Consider the following 14,841-nt stretch of genomic DNA (forward strand, 5'->3'; position numbering starts at 1 on the left):
ACCCGTTCACTCCTGAGCCAGCGAGCGGCGGATCTCGCGCAGTCTGTCGGCGGCGGCCTGTCGGCGCTCGTCGAACTGCTCCTCGAGCGTGCGCCCCGCCACACTCTCGCGGGCGAGTTCCTCCGCACCGATTGCGGTGCCCGCGCGTCGCTCGATCTTCTCCCGCACCGAGTCGAACGTGGGCACTCCGGCCGGGGTGTAGCCGGAGTCCTCCCTCTCTGCGGGTGTCACGTCCGGCCCGACCGGGGACGCGGGAACGTCCGGCACCGACGGGGAACCGGGTTCCGCCGGGGTCACGTCCGGCACCGACGGCGAACCGGGTTCCGCCGGGGTCACGTCCGGCACGGGCGCGGCCGGGGCGTCGGGATCGGGTGCGGACGGATCGGTAGTCATGCTCCCAGGCTACGTCCGCCGCGGTGGCTCAGTGCCGCAGTTCGGCGCCGACCGCCGCGCCGGCCGCGGCGACAGCGGAGTCCCGGGCCGCGCTGGCCTCGTCCTCCGTGAGGGTGCGGTCCAGCGCGCGGAAGCGCAACGCGAAGGCGAGCGACTTACGCCCCTCCCCCACCTGTGCGCCCTCGAACACGTCGAACAGGCGGATGTCCTCGAGCAGTTCGCCGCCACCCGCGCGCAGCGCCTCCTCGACGTCGGCGGCCGGGATCTCCTCGGCCACGACGACTGCGACGTCCTGCAGGACGGCCGGGAACGGGGAGATCTTCGGCGCCGGCAACGACTCCACGATCGGCAGCGCGTCGAGGTCGAGCTCGAAGGCGCACGTGCGGGCGGGCAGCCCGGCGCGCTCGAGCACTGCGGGATGCAGCTCACCGGCGTGACCGACGACGACACCGTCGACCAGCAGTTCGGCGCAGCGGCCCGGATGCCACGGCAGGTACTGTGCGGCGCGGCGCTGCAGCCGGACGCCGGCGGCGGCCGCGACGGTCTCTGCCGCGGCGAACGCGTCGGTCGCGTCCGCGGGCCGGCCCGGTCCCCACGGCCCGGCGGGTTCCCGCAGGCCGCACAGCACGGCCCCGACGTGGACGGGCTGCGCAGGCAGCGAACCCTCGAGCAGCGCGATCTCCTCGTCCGTGGGGCGCCGGTCCACCGGCAGGGGCGGCACCGGCCGGGTGCCGGGGCCGGGCAGGACGACCTGCGCGATCGCATAGAGCGCCAGGTCGCGCTGACCTCGGGAGACGTTGCGGGCGAGCACCTCGAGCAGGCCGGGCAGCAGCGTCGTCGCCAGCTCCGGACGATCGGCCTCGAGTGGGTTGAGGACCGTCGTGGTGGTGCGGCGGGGGTCGTCGGCGTCGAGACCCCACGTGTCGAACACGTGAGCCGGCAGGAAGACCGGGGCGAGCACCTCGACGTGACCGTCGGCGGCCAGGGCGCGGCCCACGGCGCGGCGTCGTTTCTGACTCGGGGTCAGTCCGCGGCCCGCCGGGGCGGCCGGGAGCACGGACGGGATCTGCTCCAGCCCCTCGAGCCGCAACACCTCCTCCACCAGGTCGGCGGGCTGACGCAGGTCGGGGCGCCAGGTCGGCGGTGTCACCACGAGCTGGCCGTGTCCGTCCGGGCCGACACCGACCTCGACGCCGCATCCGATCTGGGTGAGCCGGCGCGCGGCGGTGCCGGTCGGGTAGGCGACCCCGGCGATGCGGTCGGGCAGATCGATGTCCATGCGGATCGAGACCGGCTCGACGGGCACGGACAGGTCGGTCAGGACCGGCTCGACGCGGCCACCGGCGATCTCCACGAGCAGCGCCGCGGCGCGGTCCAGGGCCGGCAGCGCCACCTCGGGGTCGACGTTGCGTTCGAAACGCTTGCCCGCCTCGCTCACCAGTTTGTGGCGCCGGGCGCTGCGGAACACGGCCAGCGGGTCCCAGGTGGCAGCCTCGAGCAGGACCTCGGTGGTGGTGCCGCTCACCTCGGTCGCGGCGCCACCCATGATCCCGGCGAGGGAGACCACCCCGGAGTCGTCGGTGATGACGACGTCCTCGGGGTCGAGGGTGCGTTCGATCCCGTCGAGGGTGGTCAGCTTCTCCCCCGCCTGCGCACGCCGGACGACGAGCTCACCGCGGAGGGTGGCGGCGTCGAAGGCGTGCAGCGGCTGCCCGAGTTCGAGGAGCACGTAGTTGGTCACGTCGACGGCCGGGGAGATCGGGCGGATGCCGGACAGCAGCAGCCGCCGCTGCAGCCACCACGGCGACACGGCGCCGGGGTCGATGCCGGTGACCTTGCGGGCGGCGAAGCGGGTGGCTCCGGTCTCGCGTTCGAGCCGGATCGGGTAGGCCGGGCCTTCGGCGGGGTGGGGTGCGACGTGCGCGGGGTCGGCGAACTCGAGGTCGAAGCCGCACGCGAGTTCGCGGGTCAGTCCGCGCAACGAGAAGCAGTAGCCGCGGTCGGGAGTGATGTTCAGCTCGATGACGGTGTCGCCGAGGCCGAGCAGGTCGTTGGCGTCGGTGCCCGGCTCGGCGGTGCCTTCCTCGAGCACGAGGATGCCCGAGTGGTCCTTGCCGACACCGAGCTCGGCGACCGAGCAGATCATCCCGTCGGAGACCCGGCCGTAGGTCTTGCGGGAGGCGATGGCGAAGCCGCCGGGGAGCACCGCGCCGGGCAGTGCGACGACCACCAGGTCGCCCTCGGTGAAGTTGCGGGCGCCGCACACGATGCCGCGCGGGGCGTCCTCCCCCACGTCGACCTGGCAGAAGCGGATGGGCTTCTTGAATTCGGTGAGCTCGGTGATCTCGAGGACGCGGCCGACGACGAGGGGGCCGTCGATGCGTGCGAGGGTGTCGACTTCCTCCACCTCGAGTCCGACCCGGACGAATCCCGCGTCGAGTTCCTCGGCAGTGACGTTCCACTCGGGGGTGGCGCGCTGCAGGATCTCGGTCAGCCAGGACTGCGCTACTCGCACTTTTCGCTCAGCTCTTTCGGTCGGTTCGGTTGTCGGATCTCGGGTTTGGGAGGTGTCAGCCCTGCACCCCGAAGGGGAGGGTGAAGCGGATGTCGCCCTCGACGATGTCGCGCATGTCGGAGATGCCGTTGCGGAACTGCAGGGTGCGCTCGAGGCCCATGCCGAACGCGAAACCGGTGTACTCGTCCGGGTCGATGCCGCTCGCGCGCAGCACGTTGGGGTTGACCATGCCGCAGCCGCCCCACTCGACCCAGCCGGCGCCGCCCTTCTTCTTGGGGAACCACACGTCCACCTCGGCGGACGGCTCGGTGAACGGGAAGTAGTTCGGGCGCATCCGGGTGCGGGTCTCGGGCCCGAACAGGGCTCGGGCGAATGCGTCCAGGGTGCCGCGCAGGTGGGCCATGGTCAGGCCCTTGTCCACGGCGAGGCCTTCGATCTGGGAGAACACCGGGGTGTGCGTGGCGTCGAGCTCGTCGGTGCGGAAGGTGCGGCCGGGGCACACCACGTAGATGGGGATGTCCCGGTGCAGCATGGTGCGCACCTGCACCGGCGAGGTGTGGGTGCGCAGCACCTGCCGTGAGCCCTCCGGCGCGATGTGGAAGGTGTCCTGCATCGTGCGGGCGGGATGGTCGGGCAGGAAGTTCAGCGCGTCGAAGTTGAAGTGTTCGGTTTCGACCTCGGGACCCTCGGCGATCTCCCAGCCCATGCCGACGAACACGTCGGCGATCTGGTCGGAGATGATCGTGATGGGATGCCGTGCGCCGGCGGGGCGTCGGCCGGCGGGCAGGGTGACGTCGATGGCCTCGGCGACGAGGACCGCGGCGTCGCGTTCGGCGAGGAGCACGGCGCGGCGCTCGTCGTACGCCGCGGTGACAGCACCACGGGCGGCATTGACCCGCTTGCCGGCGTCGGCGCGCTGGTTGCCGGGCAGGCTGCCCAGGGCGCGTTTGGCGAGGGAGACGGGCGCCTTGTCGCCGAGGTGGTCGATCTTGGCCTGGGCGAGCGCGTCGAGGTCGGTGGCGGCGGCGAACGCCTTCAGTGCGGCCTGGGTGGACGCGGCGAGCGACTCCTCGCTCAGGGCGCTCGGATCGACTGCCGGCGGGGTGCCGCCCTCGTTCTTGGCCACGACCGGTGCATCTCCTTCTTCGGGCGAACAATGGGTGTGGTGCCACGTTCGGCGTCGAGCGGATCGCGCCAGCGCAGCACCCGAATCCTAGGTGATGGCCGGGTCCCGCTAGGGCACGGCCCTGTCGGCGCGATGCTGCACGCGTGCGCTCGCGTACAGGCAGATCGAGGCGGCGGTGGCGAGGTTCAACGATTCGGCGCGGCCACGGATGGGAATGCGCACCCGATGGTCCGCCCGTGCCGCGACCGCCGGGTCGAGGCCGTGCGCCTCGTTGCCGAACAGCCAGGCGGTGGGGGCGGCGAGCAGCTCGTCGGCGTCGTCGAGGTCGACCTCGCCGTCGGCAGCGGTGGCGAGCACCTGCAGTCCGGCGGCGGCGAGCGCGTCGAGGACCGTGCCGGTGTCGCGTTCCCGGGCGAGCGGGAGGTGGAACACACTGCCCGCGGAGGCTCGGACGCATTTGCCGTTGTGGGGGTCGACGCTGTCGCCGGCCAGGACCACGGCGTCGGCGCCGACCGCGTCGGCCACGCGGATGACGGTGCCGGCGTTGCCGGGCTCGGCGATCCCGACGGGCACGGCGAGCAGCCGGGGCGGCGGTGTCAGGGCCCGCGCGAGGGGCACGTCGAGCAGATCACACACGGCGACGAGGCCCGGCGGGGTGACGGTGTCCGAGAGCCGGGCGGCGGCACGCTCGGTGACGGTGGAGACCCGCACGCCCCGGCGGTGGGCGGCGTCGAGCAGGTCGGGGTAACGGGCGGCGGCGGCTTCGGTGACGAACACCTCGTACACGACGGCCGTGGCGAGAGCCTCGCCGACGGAGTTCTCGCCCTCGGCGAGGAAGCGGCCGGCCTTGCGGCGGTCGGCGGTGCGCAGCAGTTTGACAGCAGAAACGACCCGTGGGGTGCGCTCGGTGAGCGGGTCCACGGGTCGTTCCTGTGCCGGTGTGGCGTTCAGCGTCGTCTCGGCGCTGCGCTCAGGCGGCGTCGGCCGGCGCGTTGACGTCGGCGGGCAGCGCGGCCTTGGCCACGGCGACCAGGCCGGCGAACGCCTCGGCGTCGGAGACGGCGAGCTCGGCGAGGATCTTGCGGTCCACCTCGACACCCGCGGCCTTCAGGCCCTGGATGAAGCGGTTGTAGGTGATGTCGTTGGCGCGAGCAGCGGCGTTGATACGGCTGATCCACAGCTTGCGGAAGTCACCCTTGCGCGCGCGACGGTCGCGGTAGGCGTAGGTCAGCGAGTGGAGCTGCTGCTCCTTGGCCTTGCGGTACAGACGCGAGCGCTGCCCGCGGTAGCCCTTGGAAGCCTCGAGGATCGAACGGCGCTTCTTCTGGGCGTTGACGGCCCTCTTCACGCGTGCCACTGATATGTCCTGTCAATCTCGGGGGGCAGTAGATCGCCCCCGGGGGTCGGTCGGGGAAAGAAGCTCAGATGCCGAGCATGCGCTTGACGCGCGGGACGTCGACGTCGGCGACGGCGGCCTTGCCGTCGAGGCGACGCGTCACCCGGGAGGACTTGTGCTCGAGCAGGTGGCGGCGGCCGGCCTTCTGGCGCAGGATCTTTCCGCTGCCGGACACCTTGAATCGCTTCGCGGTGCCGCTGTGGGTCTTCGACTTGGGCATGGAGTCCTCAGTTCGTCGGGGATTTACTCGTGTTCGTCCGGCACGCGCGCAGCGGCCGGCCGGGCGGTGGGCCCGGTCGACCGGCGGAGCTACGCGGTGCCGTCGCCTGCTGCGGGCTTGTCCGCGGCAGGAGCCGGCCGGGCGGCGGAGGCCTGAGCGGTCTCCTGCGCCTTGGCGCGGGTCTTGGCGCCCTTGTGCGGGGCCAGGACCATGGTCATGTTGCGACCGTCCTGCTTGGGGGCGGTCTCGATGAAGCCGAGATCGGCGACGTCGGCACCGAGGCGCTGCAGCAGCCGGAACCCGAGTTCGGGACGGGACTGCTCGCGGCCACGGAACATGATCGTCACCTTGACCTTCGACCCGGCCTCGAGGAACCGCACCACGTTGCGCTTCTTGGTCTCGTAGTCGTGGTCGTCGATCTTCGGTCGGAGCTTCTGCTCCTTGATGACGGTCAGCTGCTGGTTCTTGCGCGACTCGCGCGCCTTCTGGGCAGCCTCGTACTTGAACTTGCCGTAGTCCATGATCTTGCAGACCGGCGGACGGGCGTCAGGGGCCACCTCGACCAGATCGAGATCGGCTTCGTATGCCAGGCGGAGTGCATCTTCAACACGCACGATTCCGACCTGTTCCCCGCCGGGTCCGACGAGCCGGACCTCGGGAACTCGGATGCGTTCGTTGATGCGGGTCTCAGCGCTGATGGGGCCTCCTAGGTAGAGCGGTGCGGTCCGGGTGACCGCGCCGCAGCACATGGGGCCGACTTCCGACGAAAAACCCCGCCGACGGCGCTCGCGCACCGGGCGGGGTCCGAATACCGACCGGCCCGACGAAACGCACGACACGACGGTCGTGCGTTCTCGTCCCCCGATCACTCGGGGTGCACACTCCCCGAACATCCCGGAGAGCGGCGGACCGGACCACTGAGCGAAGATCATGACCAGGTCATGGGCCGCGCAGAGGTGGGAGTCGGACTCCACTTTGCTGCCCGCGCGCAGGGCACGCGGACGGTCGTGTTCCAAATCCTAGCAAACTTCGAGCCCGCGATCGAATCGCCGGTTGCGGCCCGACCCGCTCTCGCGGCAGCGTGCGGCGGGTGGGATCGTGAAGTCATGACCGACACCCCCGATCCGACCGTGGCCGACGACGTCCGGCACCTGGGCGAGATCCCGGCCGTCGAGGTGATCAGCCGCGCCGCCGTGATGCTCATGAGTTCCGCCGCCGAGAAGCTCGGCCTGGCCGACGAGGATCCCGAGGCCGGCACCCACCGCGACCTGGACGAGGCGCGCCGCGTGATCACCGCCCTCGCCGGGCTGGTCACCGCGTCGGTGGAGTACCTGGGCCCGCACGCCGGGCCGCTGCGCGAGGGACTGCAGGCGCTGCAGCGGGCCTTCCGGGAGGCGTCGGCCTACCCGGACGAGCCGGGCAAGGGTCCGGGCGAGAAGTACACCGGCCCGGTCTTCTGACCGGGTCGGTCTCAGTGCAGCGGCACGCCGGGCTCCTCCCAGGCCCGCAGGCGCCGCAGCAGTGAGTCCTTCTTGCGCTGATGGTCGGCCATCCGGCACAGCACGTCGTCGAGGAACCGCACCGCGTGGTCGACGTACGGGCCCTTGTTGAGCATCACGCATTCGGCGCGGCCCGACGCTGCGGCGTCGGTGATCTCCGCACGCGAGGGACGGCCGGTGCGCGCGAGGGTGTCGAGAACCTGCGTCGCCCAGATCACCGGGACGTGCGCCGCCTCGCACACCCACAGGATTTCCTCCTGTACCTCGGCCAGCCGGCCGTAACCGGCTTCGACGGCGAGGTCGCCGCGCGCAATCATCACCCCCACCCGGGGTGAGTGCAGGGCCGCGAACAGGATGGCCGGCAGGTTCTCGAAGCCCGCCACCGTCTCCACCTTGAGGATCACCCCGAGCCGGGTGCCGCCGAGCTCGGCGAGCCGGTCCTGCAGGCGCGCGACGTCGGCGGCGCTGCGGACGAAGGACAGGCTGACGGCGTCCGCGTGCGTGACCACGAACGGCAACCGGTCCAGGTCCTCGTCGGTGAGCGCCGGCAGCCGCAACTCGGTGTCGGGCAGGTTGATGCCCTTGGCCGTGCCGAGCCGGGAGCCGCGCAGATCCGCGTCGGTGATGCGGATGCGCAGCCGTTCCGGGCCGGCCTCCTCGACGATCCCCCCGATCCGGCCGTCGTCGAAGAAGATCCGGTGCCCGATCCGGGTGTCGTCGAACACCTGGGGCAGGGTGCAGCCGATCCGGGGCGGACGGGCGTCGGGATCGGCCGGGGTGAGGTCCGGGTCCAGGATCAGCTCGTCGCCGACGTGCAGGGTGAGTCTGCGTTCGCGCGGGGAGAGGGCCGCGACGGCGGTGGCGTCGCCGCGCGCGGTCAGCCGGGTGCCGGGTACGAGGTAGGCGGTGTCGGTCAGTTCGGTGCGGATGTCCCCGGCGTCGGTGCCGGTGACGACCAGCGTGCGTCTGGAACCGCGGGTGTCGCGGAAGGTGATGCGGTCGCCGGGTCGGCGTCGGGCCAGCCACAGCTCGTCGGCGACGGGAACGACCACCTCGCCCGGGGCGGCCGCGGAGCCGCGGCGGGTGAGCCGCACCTGGACGGGCGCGACGGTACGGCCGAGCGCGTCGCGTTCGGGTTTGGCGTGTACTACCGCGGGACCGGGGGCGACGGGGCCCGTGCGCAGCTTCGGCCCGGCGAGGTCCATGGTGACGGTGACGTGCCGGCCGTGGGCGCGTTCGGCGCGGCGCACGTGCTCGATCATGGCGGCCCACGCGTCGGGTTCGTCGTGAGCGCAGTTGATCCGGACGAGTTCGGCGCCGGCCCCGACGACCCGGTCGACGAGGTCGGCGTCGGTGGCTGCCTCGCTCGGCAGCGTCACCATGATGCGGGTCCGGCGGCCACCGCGGACGGGACCGAGCAGGGCGGCGGCGTTGCGTTCGAGCAGGCGTTCGCCGGTGACGAAGTCCACCGGGCCGGGCCGGGTGTCGGCCTCGGGCAGGTCCGCGAGGCCGGCCACGGCTCGGCGCACCGCGTCGACGGAGGCCAGGACGTGGGCTTCGGCGCGTCCCAGGGACGACAATCCCCAGGCGGCGAGGTCGGATTGCAGCTCGCGGATGTCGCGGCGCCGCAGAGCGACGTAGTGCGCCAGGTTCTCCGCGCCGGCCCGGTGAGCGGGGTGTGCCTGCGCCCAGCGTTCGTCGGCGCCGGCCGCGGTGACGAGGCCGTCCCGCAGCTCGTCGAGCGCGGCGGCGAGGGCCGCGAGGTCGCCGTGCGCACCGGTCATGCGCCCACCGTAGGGGCACGGCGTTGCGCGGGGTTTGCGCCCGGTTGAACAGTGTCGTTCCTGTGGGCGACCGTGTCGTTGGCCCGCACCGTCGCCGGGATGACCGAGGATGGCCGTCATGGGCACACACCTGGTCCTCGTTCCCGGCTTCTGGCTCGGTGCGTGGGCGTGGGAGGCCGTCGCCGAGGAACTGCGGGCGCGGGGGCACCGGGTCGACGCCCTGACACTGCCCGGTCTCGAGTCCGTCCGGACCGACCGCTCCGGCATCACGCTCGACGACCATGTCGGTGCCGTCGTGGATGCGGTGGCGGGCGGTGCGGTCCTCGTCGCGCACAGCGGGGCCGGCCCGGTCGCGTACGCGGCGTCGGACCGGGTCCCGGCGGATGTGGCCCGGCTGGTGTACGTCGACACCGGACCGTTGCCGGATGCCGCTGCGCTGCGGCCGGATCTCGATACCGCCGTGACGGAGATCCCGCTGCCGCCGTGGGCGGAACTCGAGGCGGCCGGCAACAGCCTGCACGGACTCGACGACGGCGCGCTGCACCGGTTCCGGGAGCGGGCTGTGCCGCATCCGGCCGGTCCGGCACGGACCCCCCTGGCCCTGCGCACCGACGCGCGTCTGGCGGTCCCGACGACCGTCGTGTGCACCAGCTTCCCGTCCGGTGCGATCCGGCAGATGGCGCGGGTGGGGCATCCAGTGGCCAGTGAGCTCGGTCGGCTCACCGACGTGCAGTACGTGGATCTGCCGACCGGGCACTGGCCGATGTGGTCGCGTCCCGCCGAACTCGCGGAGGTGCTCGACGCGGCAGCGCGCCGTTGAGGGTGGTGTCACCCACCCGAGGCGAACAGTTCCCGGACGAACGCCGTCGCGTCGGACAGCGAGGCCCGCATCGTCTCGAGGTGACCGGCCGGGTAGGGGCGGAACACGAACCGCGTACCGGCCGCGGTCAGGTCGGCGACGAGCTTGACGGTGAACGGCGCCGGGGTGACGGTGTCCGTCAGGCCCTGGCCGAGGAACAGCGGCCGGTCGTAGCCGCGGGTGGGGATCTCGAGCATGTCGCGGGCAGCGCCGACCAGAGCCGGGTCGTCGGTGCGCCGCGCCAACAGCTCGCCGATCGACAGATCCGGGAACTCGGCCGCTGCTTCCCGGTAGCACAGGTTCTCGAGCCGGGCGAGAACGTCGCGGCCCTGCGGGCTGAGGAAACGGTCGACCTCGACCTCGGGATAGGTGGCGCGCATCCCGGCCAGCAGGTAGGCGATGAAGACGGCGGTGCCGGTGAGCGGCAGTGGCGGAAAGGCGGGGTCGCCGAACGGCACGAGGTGCTCGATGTTGGACGGCACGCCCAGGGCGACGGCGCCGCGGTAGTCGAGTTCGGGTGCGTACCGGGTCGCGAGGGAGGCCGCGACCATGACGGCCTGGCCGCCCTGCGACTGGCCGAGTGCGGCCCAACGCGGCCCGAGGGACGGTTCCACCGTCCGGGCGGCGCGCACCATGTCGATCAGGGCGTGCGCCTCCGACGGCCCGTCGAGGTAGGCGTGCACGCCGGGGGTGCCGAGGCCGACGTAGTCGGTGGCGACGATCGCGTATCCCTGGGAGAGCCAGTGCGCCAGGTATCCGTTGTCGATGCGGCCGTCGACGGTGGGGGCGCACCGGTCCGCGATCCCGACGGCGCCGTGCCCCCACGAGAGCACCGGCCAGCCACCGGCGGGCGCGGCACCCGGCGGCACGAACACCGCGCCGGTGCTCAGGGCCGGCACCCCGCGCGGACCGGTGGTGCGGTAGGTGATCACCGAGCCGGCGGCCGCGCCCGGCAGCCACCACTGCCGCGGCAGGGCCTCGACGCGGACGGCGCTGCCCGGTGGGCCGGTCTCACGGCTCGGGGGCTGTGCCGCCGCGACCCCGGCCGTGACCAGCATGCTCGCCACGAGGACGGCGACGATCCCGCGGACACGGGCCTGGGCGAATGTCCGGGCCATCGGTCCCCCCTTGCGGTCCACGGCGCGTCGGCGCCGTCAGGGTCAGCTCGCGGCTGCCACCTTCCGTGGTGCGCGCTTGCGCGCCGGCTTGCGGGCGGGCGCCGGCTCCGGCGCGACGGACTCGGCGAGCGCCTCGCTCAGGAATCTGCCGGTGTAGCTGCCCTCGACCGCCGCGACGTCCTCGGGTGTGCCCTGCGCGACGACGGTGCCGCCGCCCGAGCCGCCCTCGGGGCCCATGTCGATGATCCAGTCCGCGGTCTTGATCACGTCGAGGTTGTGCTCGATCACGATCACGGTGTTGCCCTTGTCGACGAGCCCGTTGATCACGCCGAGCAGCTTGCGGATGTCTTCGAAGTGCAGTCCGGTGGTCGGCTCGTCGAGCACGTACACGGTGCGGCCCGTCGACCGCTTCTGCAGTTCCGCGGCGAGCTTGACGCGCTGGGCTTCGCCGCCGGACAGCGTCGGGGCGGGCTGCCCCAGGCGCACGTATCCGAGGCCGACGTCGACGAGGGTGCGCAGGTAGCGGTGGATCGAGGTGACCGGCTCGAAGAACTCGGCGGCCTCCTCGATCGGCATGTCCAGCACCTCGGAGATGGTCTTGCCCTTGTAGTGCACCTCGAGGGTCTCGCGGTTGTAACGGGCCCCGTGGCACACCTCGCACGGCACGTACACGTCGGGCAGGAAGTTCATCTCGATCTTGAGCGTGCCGTCGCCCGAGCACGCCTCGCACCGGCCGCCCTTGACGTTGAACGAGAACCGGCCCGGCTGGTAGCCGCGCACCTTGGCCTCGGTGGTCGCGGCGAACAGGGTGCGGATCTTGTCGAACACACCGGTGTAGGTGGCCGGATTCGACCGCGGCGTACGCCCGATCGGCGACTGGTCGACCTGGACGAGCTTGTCGAGCTGGTCGAGGCCGTTGACGCGGGTGTGCCGGCCGGGCACCTGCCGCGCGCCGTTGAGCTTGTTGGCCATGACCGTCGCGAGGATGTCGTTGACCAGGGTCGACTTGCCGGAGCCGGAGACGCCCGTGATCGCGGTGAGCACGCCGAGCGGGAAGGCCACGTCGATGCCGCGCAGGTTGTTCTCCCGCGCGCCGACGACGGTGACCTGACGTTTGCGGTCGACCGGCCGGCGCTGCTGCGGCACCTCGATCCGCTGTCGTCCGGACAGGTACGCGCCGGTGAGCGAGTCGGTGCAGTCGAGCAGTTCCTTGTACGGGCCGGTGTGCACCACTCGACCGCCGTGTTCGCCGGCGTACGGTCCGATGTCGACGACCCAGTCCGAGGCCCGGATGGTGTCCTCGTCGTGCTCGACGACGATCAGGGTGTTGCCGAGATCACGCAGCCGCGTGAGGGTTTCGATGAGGCGGCGGTTGTCGCGCTGGTGCAGGCCGATGGACGGCTCGTCCAGGACGTACAGGACACCGACCAGGCCCGAGCCGATCTGGGTGGCGAGCCGGATACGTTGCGCTTCCCCGCCGGACAGGGTGCCGGCCGCGCGGGAGAGAGTGAGGTACTCGAGTCCCACATCGAGCAGGAACCCGAGACGTGCCTGGATCTCCTTGAGCACCTGCCCGGCGATGGCCTCCTCCCGCGCCCCGAGGGTCAGCGCGTCGAGGAACTCGGCACATTCGGCGATGGACAGGTCGGAGACCTCGGCGATGGACTTGTGCCCGTGTTCGCCCGCGGCGACCGTCACCGCCAGGATTTCGGGACGCAGCCGCGCCCCCTCGCACGTCGGGCACGGGATCTCCCGCATGTACCCGTCGTACCGTTCCTTCATCTGCTCGGATTCGGTCTGTTCGAGCCGGCGGTGCAGGAACGGCATCACGCCCTCGAACTCGGCGTAGTACGACCGGGTCCGGCCGTAGCGGTTCTTGTAGCGGACGTGCACCTGTTCCGGGCTGCCCTCGAGGATGGCCTTGCGGGCCTTGGCGGGCAGCTTGTTCCACGGGGTGGACATCTCGAAGCCCATGATGTCGGCCAGCCCGGACAGCAGTCGGGTGAAGTACTCGGAGGTCTGCCCCATCGACCACGGCGCGATCGCGCCGTCCTCGAGGCTGAGTTCCGGGTCCGGCACGACGAGTTCCGGGTCGACCTCCTTGCGGATGCCGAGGCCGGTGCACTCGGGGCAGGCACCGTACGGGGAGTTGAACGAGAACGAGCGGGGTTCGAGTTCGTCGATGGACAGCGGGTGCCCGTTCGGGCAGGCGAGCTTCTCGGAGAAGCGGCGCTCGCGGTCGGGCGCGTTCTCGTCCCGGTCGACGAAGTCGAGGACGACGATGCCTTCCGCCAGGCGCAGCGCGGTCTCGATCGAATCGGTGAGCCGCTGCTTGGCACCGGCCTTGACCGCGAGCCGGTCGACGACCACCTCGATGTCGTGCTTCTCCTGCTTCTTGAGCTTCGGCGGATCGGTGAGCGGATGGACCACCCCGTCGACCCGCACGCGGGCGTAGCCCTGCACAGTCAGCTGTTCGAACAGGTCGACGAACTCGCCCTTGCGGGTGCGCACGACCGGTGCGAGCACCTGGAACCGCGTGCCCTGCTCCATGTCGAGGACCTGGTCGACGATCTGCTGCGGCGTCTGCCGGGCGATGCGCTCCCCGCACTGCGGACAGTGCGCCGTGCCGGCGCGGGCGTACAGCAGGCGCAGGTAGTCGTAGACCTCGGTGATGGTGCCCACGGTCGAGCGCGGGTTCCGGTTGGTGGACTTCTGGTCGATGGACACCGCCGGTGACAGGCCCTCGATGAAGTCGACATCGGGTTTGTCCATCTGGCCGAGGAACTGGCGCGCGTAGGCGGACAGCGACTCGACGTAGCGGCGCTGCCCCTCGGCGAAGATCGTGTCGAACGCCAGGCTCGACTTGCCCGACCCGGACAGGCCGGTGAAGACGATCAGGCTGTCACGCGGCAGGTCCAGGTCGATCCCCCGCAGGTTGTGCTCCCGCGCGCCACGCACGATCAGGCGATCCGCCACGCCACGTCCCTCCTCGTCGGATCCCCTGGACGGGCGGATCCGGTCGCATCTCGATTCACCGACGTCACGTCGCGCAACTCGGCCCTGGACCATGGTAGGCGCGCCCACCGACACGTTCCGGTTTCCGGCCGCCGCGCACGCGGGCGACGGACCTCGGCGGTAACGTGCCTCACATGTCGCAGCAGCCCTTGGTCATCGACGACGACTACACCGGCGAGGTCACCCCCGGTGGTCCCGCGCAGCGCCGCACCGTGCCCGGCGCGACCATCGTCAAGCTGTCCGTCGGACCCATGGACAACAACACGTACCTGGTCACGGATTCCGCCACCGGCAGATCTGTGTTCCTCGACGCAGCGAACGAGCCGGAGTTGCTCACCCGGTTCCTCGCCGAGCACGCCCCGAAACTCGAGCTGATCATCACGACCCACCAGCACTGGGATCACTGGCAGGGCCTCGAGGCGGTCGCGGCCTCGACCGGGGTTCCTACAGCCGCGCACCCGCTCGACGCCGAGCCGCTCCCGGTCACGCCCGATCGGTTGCTCATGGAAGGCGACACCGTCGCCGTCGGCGAGCTCGGTCTCGAGGTGATCCACCTGTCCGGGCACACCCCGGGCTCGATCGCGCTGGTCCTCACCGAGGCCGGCACCGGACGGCACCACATCTTCACCGGGGACTCCCTCTTCCCCGGCGGCCTGGGCAAGACCGCGGACGCCGAGAAGTTCGCCTCCTTGTACGACGACGTCGACACCAAACTCTTCGGCCGCTTCGGTGACGACACGGTGATCTACCCCGGGCACGGCAAGGACACCACCCTCGGCGCCGAGCGCCCGCACCTCGCCGAGTGGCGCGAGCGCGGCTGGTGACCGGGTGGGCTGCGGGAGGCCGCCGTCCCCCGCAGTCCGTTCGCGCAGCTGCGACGCTGGCAGCTCCGTGGGCGGGGCCGGTGTCCACTGCG

13 protein-coding genes are annotated in these 14,841 nt (G+C 71.7%); 3 read left to right on the forward strand and 10 right to left on the reverse strand.

Going from position 1 to position 14,841, the window contains the following annotated elements; all coding sequences use genetic code 11:
* Positions 1-6: 6 nt before the first annotated feature.
* The 7 genes from QYS60_RS25170 to infC all read right to left on the reverse strand — a co-directional run bounded on the left by QYS60_RS25170 (position 7) and on the right by infC (position 6,399).
* A complete protein-coding gene (locus QYS60_RS25170) occupies positions 7-393 on the reverse strand; it encodes a PspA/IM30 family protein (protein ID WP_371384590.1) in 387 nt (128 codons plus the stop codon).
* A gap of 28 nt (positions 394-421) precedes the next feature.
* Positions 422-2,908, reverse strand: coding sequence for a phenylalanine--tRNA ligase subunit beta (gene pheT, locus QYS60_RS25175; protein ID WP_289381030.1), 2,487 nt, complete (start codon positions 2,906-2,908; stop codon positions 422-424).
* 55 nt (positions 2,909-2,963) lie between these two features.
* The gene (gene pheS / locus QYS60_RS25180) at positions 2,964-4,034 is read right to left on the reverse strand and encodes a phenylalanine--tRNA ligase subunit alpha (RefSeq protein WP_003937966.1); all 1,071 of its coding nucleotides are present in this window, start codon (positions 4,032-4,034) and stop codon (positions 2,964-2,966) included.
* A gap of 108 nt (positions 4,035-4,142) precedes the next feature.
* Positions 4,143-4,955, reverse strand: a complete 813-nt coding sequence (locus tag QYS60_RS25185; protein ID WP_003937965.1) for an RNA methyltransferase — start codon at positions 4,953-4,955, stop codon at positions 4,143-4,145.
* 49 nt (positions 4,956-5,004) lie between these two features.
* Positions 5,005-5,391, reverse strand: coding sequence for a 50S ribosomal protein L20 (gene rplT / locus QYS60_RS25190; protein ID WP_003937964.1), 387 nt, complete (start codon positions 5,389-5,391; stop codon positions 5,005-5,007).
* 64 nt (positions 5,392-5,455) lie between these two features.
* Positions 5,456-5,650, reverse strand: coding sequence for a 50S ribosomal protein L35 (gene rpmI, locus QYS60_RS25195; RefSeq protein ID WP_003937963.1), 195 nt, complete (start codon positions 5,648-5,650; stop codon positions 5,456-5,458).
* 89 nt (positions 5,651-5,739) lie between these two features.
* Positions 5,740-6,399: a translation initiation factor IF-3 gene (infC, locus tag QYS60_RS25200; protein ID WP_003937962.1), complete on the reverse strand. Its 660-nt coding sequence runs from the start codon at positions 6,397-6,399 to the stop codon at positions 5,740-5,742.
* Positions 6,400-6,756: 357 nt separating this feature from the next.
* Here infC and QYS60_RS25205 point away from each other — a divergent pair, with 357 nt between their 5' ends.
* Entirely contained in the window at positions 6,757-7,110 is a 354-nt protein-coding gene (locus QYS60_RS25205; RefSeq protein WP_003937961.1) for a DUF1844 domain-containing protein, read from the forward strand.
* Positions 7,111-7,121: 11 nt separating this feature from the next.
* On the opposite strand, the gene QYS60_RS25210 is transcribed toward QYS60_RS25205, so the two are convergent.
* The gene (locus tag QYS60_RS25210; RefSeq protein ID WP_371384592.1) at positions 7,122-8,933 is read right to left on the reverse strand and encodes a pyruvate kinase; all 1,812 of its coding nucleotides are present in this window, start codon (positions 8,931-8,933) and stop codon (positions 7,122-7,124) included.
* 118 nt (positions 8,934-9,051) lie between these two features.
* Here QYS60_RS25210 and QYS60_RS25215 point away from each other — a divergent pair, with 118 nt between their 5' ends.
* The gene (locus QYS60_RS25215) at positions 9,052-9,753 is read left to right on the forward strand and encodes an alpha/beta fold hydrolase (RefSeq protein ID WP_371384593.1); all 702 of its coding nucleotides are present in this window, start codon (positions 9,052-9,054) and stop codon (positions 9,751-9,753) included.
* Positions 9,754-9,761: 8 nt separating this feature from the next.
* Here QYS60_RS25215 and QYS60_RS25220 read toward each other — a convergent pair whose 3' ends face one another.
* Positions 9,762-10,910, reverse strand: coding sequence for a lipase family protein (locus tag QYS60_RS25220; RefSeq protein ID WP_371384594.1), 1,149 nt, complete (start codon positions 10,908-10,910; stop codon positions 9,762-9,764).
* A 42-nt stretch (positions 10,911-10,952) separates the two neighbouring features.
* Positions 10,953-13,886 (reverse strand): excinuclease ABC subunit UvrA, encoded by a 2,934-nt coding sequence (gene uvrA / locus QYS60_RS25225; protein ID WP_289381040.1) that lies wholly within the window; start codon positions 13,884-13,886, stop codon positions 10,953-10,955.
* A 173-nt stretch (positions 13,887-14,059) separates the two neighbouring features.
* On the opposite strand from uvrA, the gene QYS60_RS25230 reads away from it, so the two are divergent.
* The gene (locus tag QYS60_RS25230) at positions 14,060-14,749 is read left to right on the forward strand and encodes an MBL fold metallo-hydrolase (RefSeq protein ID WP_003937956.1); all 690 of its coding nucleotides are present in this window, start codon (positions 14,060-14,062) and stop codon (positions 14,747-14,749) included.
* Positions 14,750-14,841: the final 92 nt, after the last annotated feature.

The organism is Rhodococcus sp. GXMU-t2271 (genome assembly GCF_041414735.1).
GTDB classification, from domain to species: Bacteria; Actinomycetota; Actinomycetes; order Mycobacteriales; family Mycobacteriaceae; genus Rhodococcus; species Rhodococcus indonesiensis.

Excerpts from the sequence above, each read along its gene's own strand:
- QYS60_RS25220 (WP_371384594.1), bottom strand. The coding sequence starts at position 10,910 with ATGGCCCGGACATTCGCCCAGGCCCGTGTCCGCGGGATCGTCGCCGTC.
- QYS60_RS25230 (WP_003937956.1), top strand. The coding sequence starts at position 14,060 with ATGTCGCAGCAGCCCTTGGTCATCGACGACGACTACACCGGCGAGGTC.
- QYS60_RS25205 (WP_003937961.1), top strand. The coding sequence starts at position 6,757 with ATGACCGACACCCCCGATCCGACCGTGGCCGACGACGTCCGGCACCTG.
- QYS60_RS25210 (WP_371384592.1), bottom strand. The coding sequence starts at position 8,933 with ATGACCGGTGCGCACGGCGACCTCGCGGCCCTCGCCGCCGCGCTCGAC.
- QYS60_RS25215 (WP_371384593.1), top strand. The coding sequence starts at position 9,052 with ATGGGCACACACCTGGTCCTCGTTCCCGGCTTCTGGCTCGGTGCGTGG.
- QYS60_RS25170 (WP_371384590.1), bottom strand. The coding sequence starts at position 393 with ATGACTACCGATCCGTCCGCACCCGATCCCGACGCCCCGGCCGCGCCC.
- infC (WP_003937962.1), bottom strand. The coding sequence starts at position 6,399 with ATGTGCTGCGGCGCGGTCACCCGGACCGCACCGCTCTACCTAGGAGGC.
- rpmI (WP_003937963.1), bottom strand. The coding sequence starts at position 5,650 with ATGCCCAAGTCGAAGACCCACAGCGGCACCGCGAAGCGATTCAAGGTG.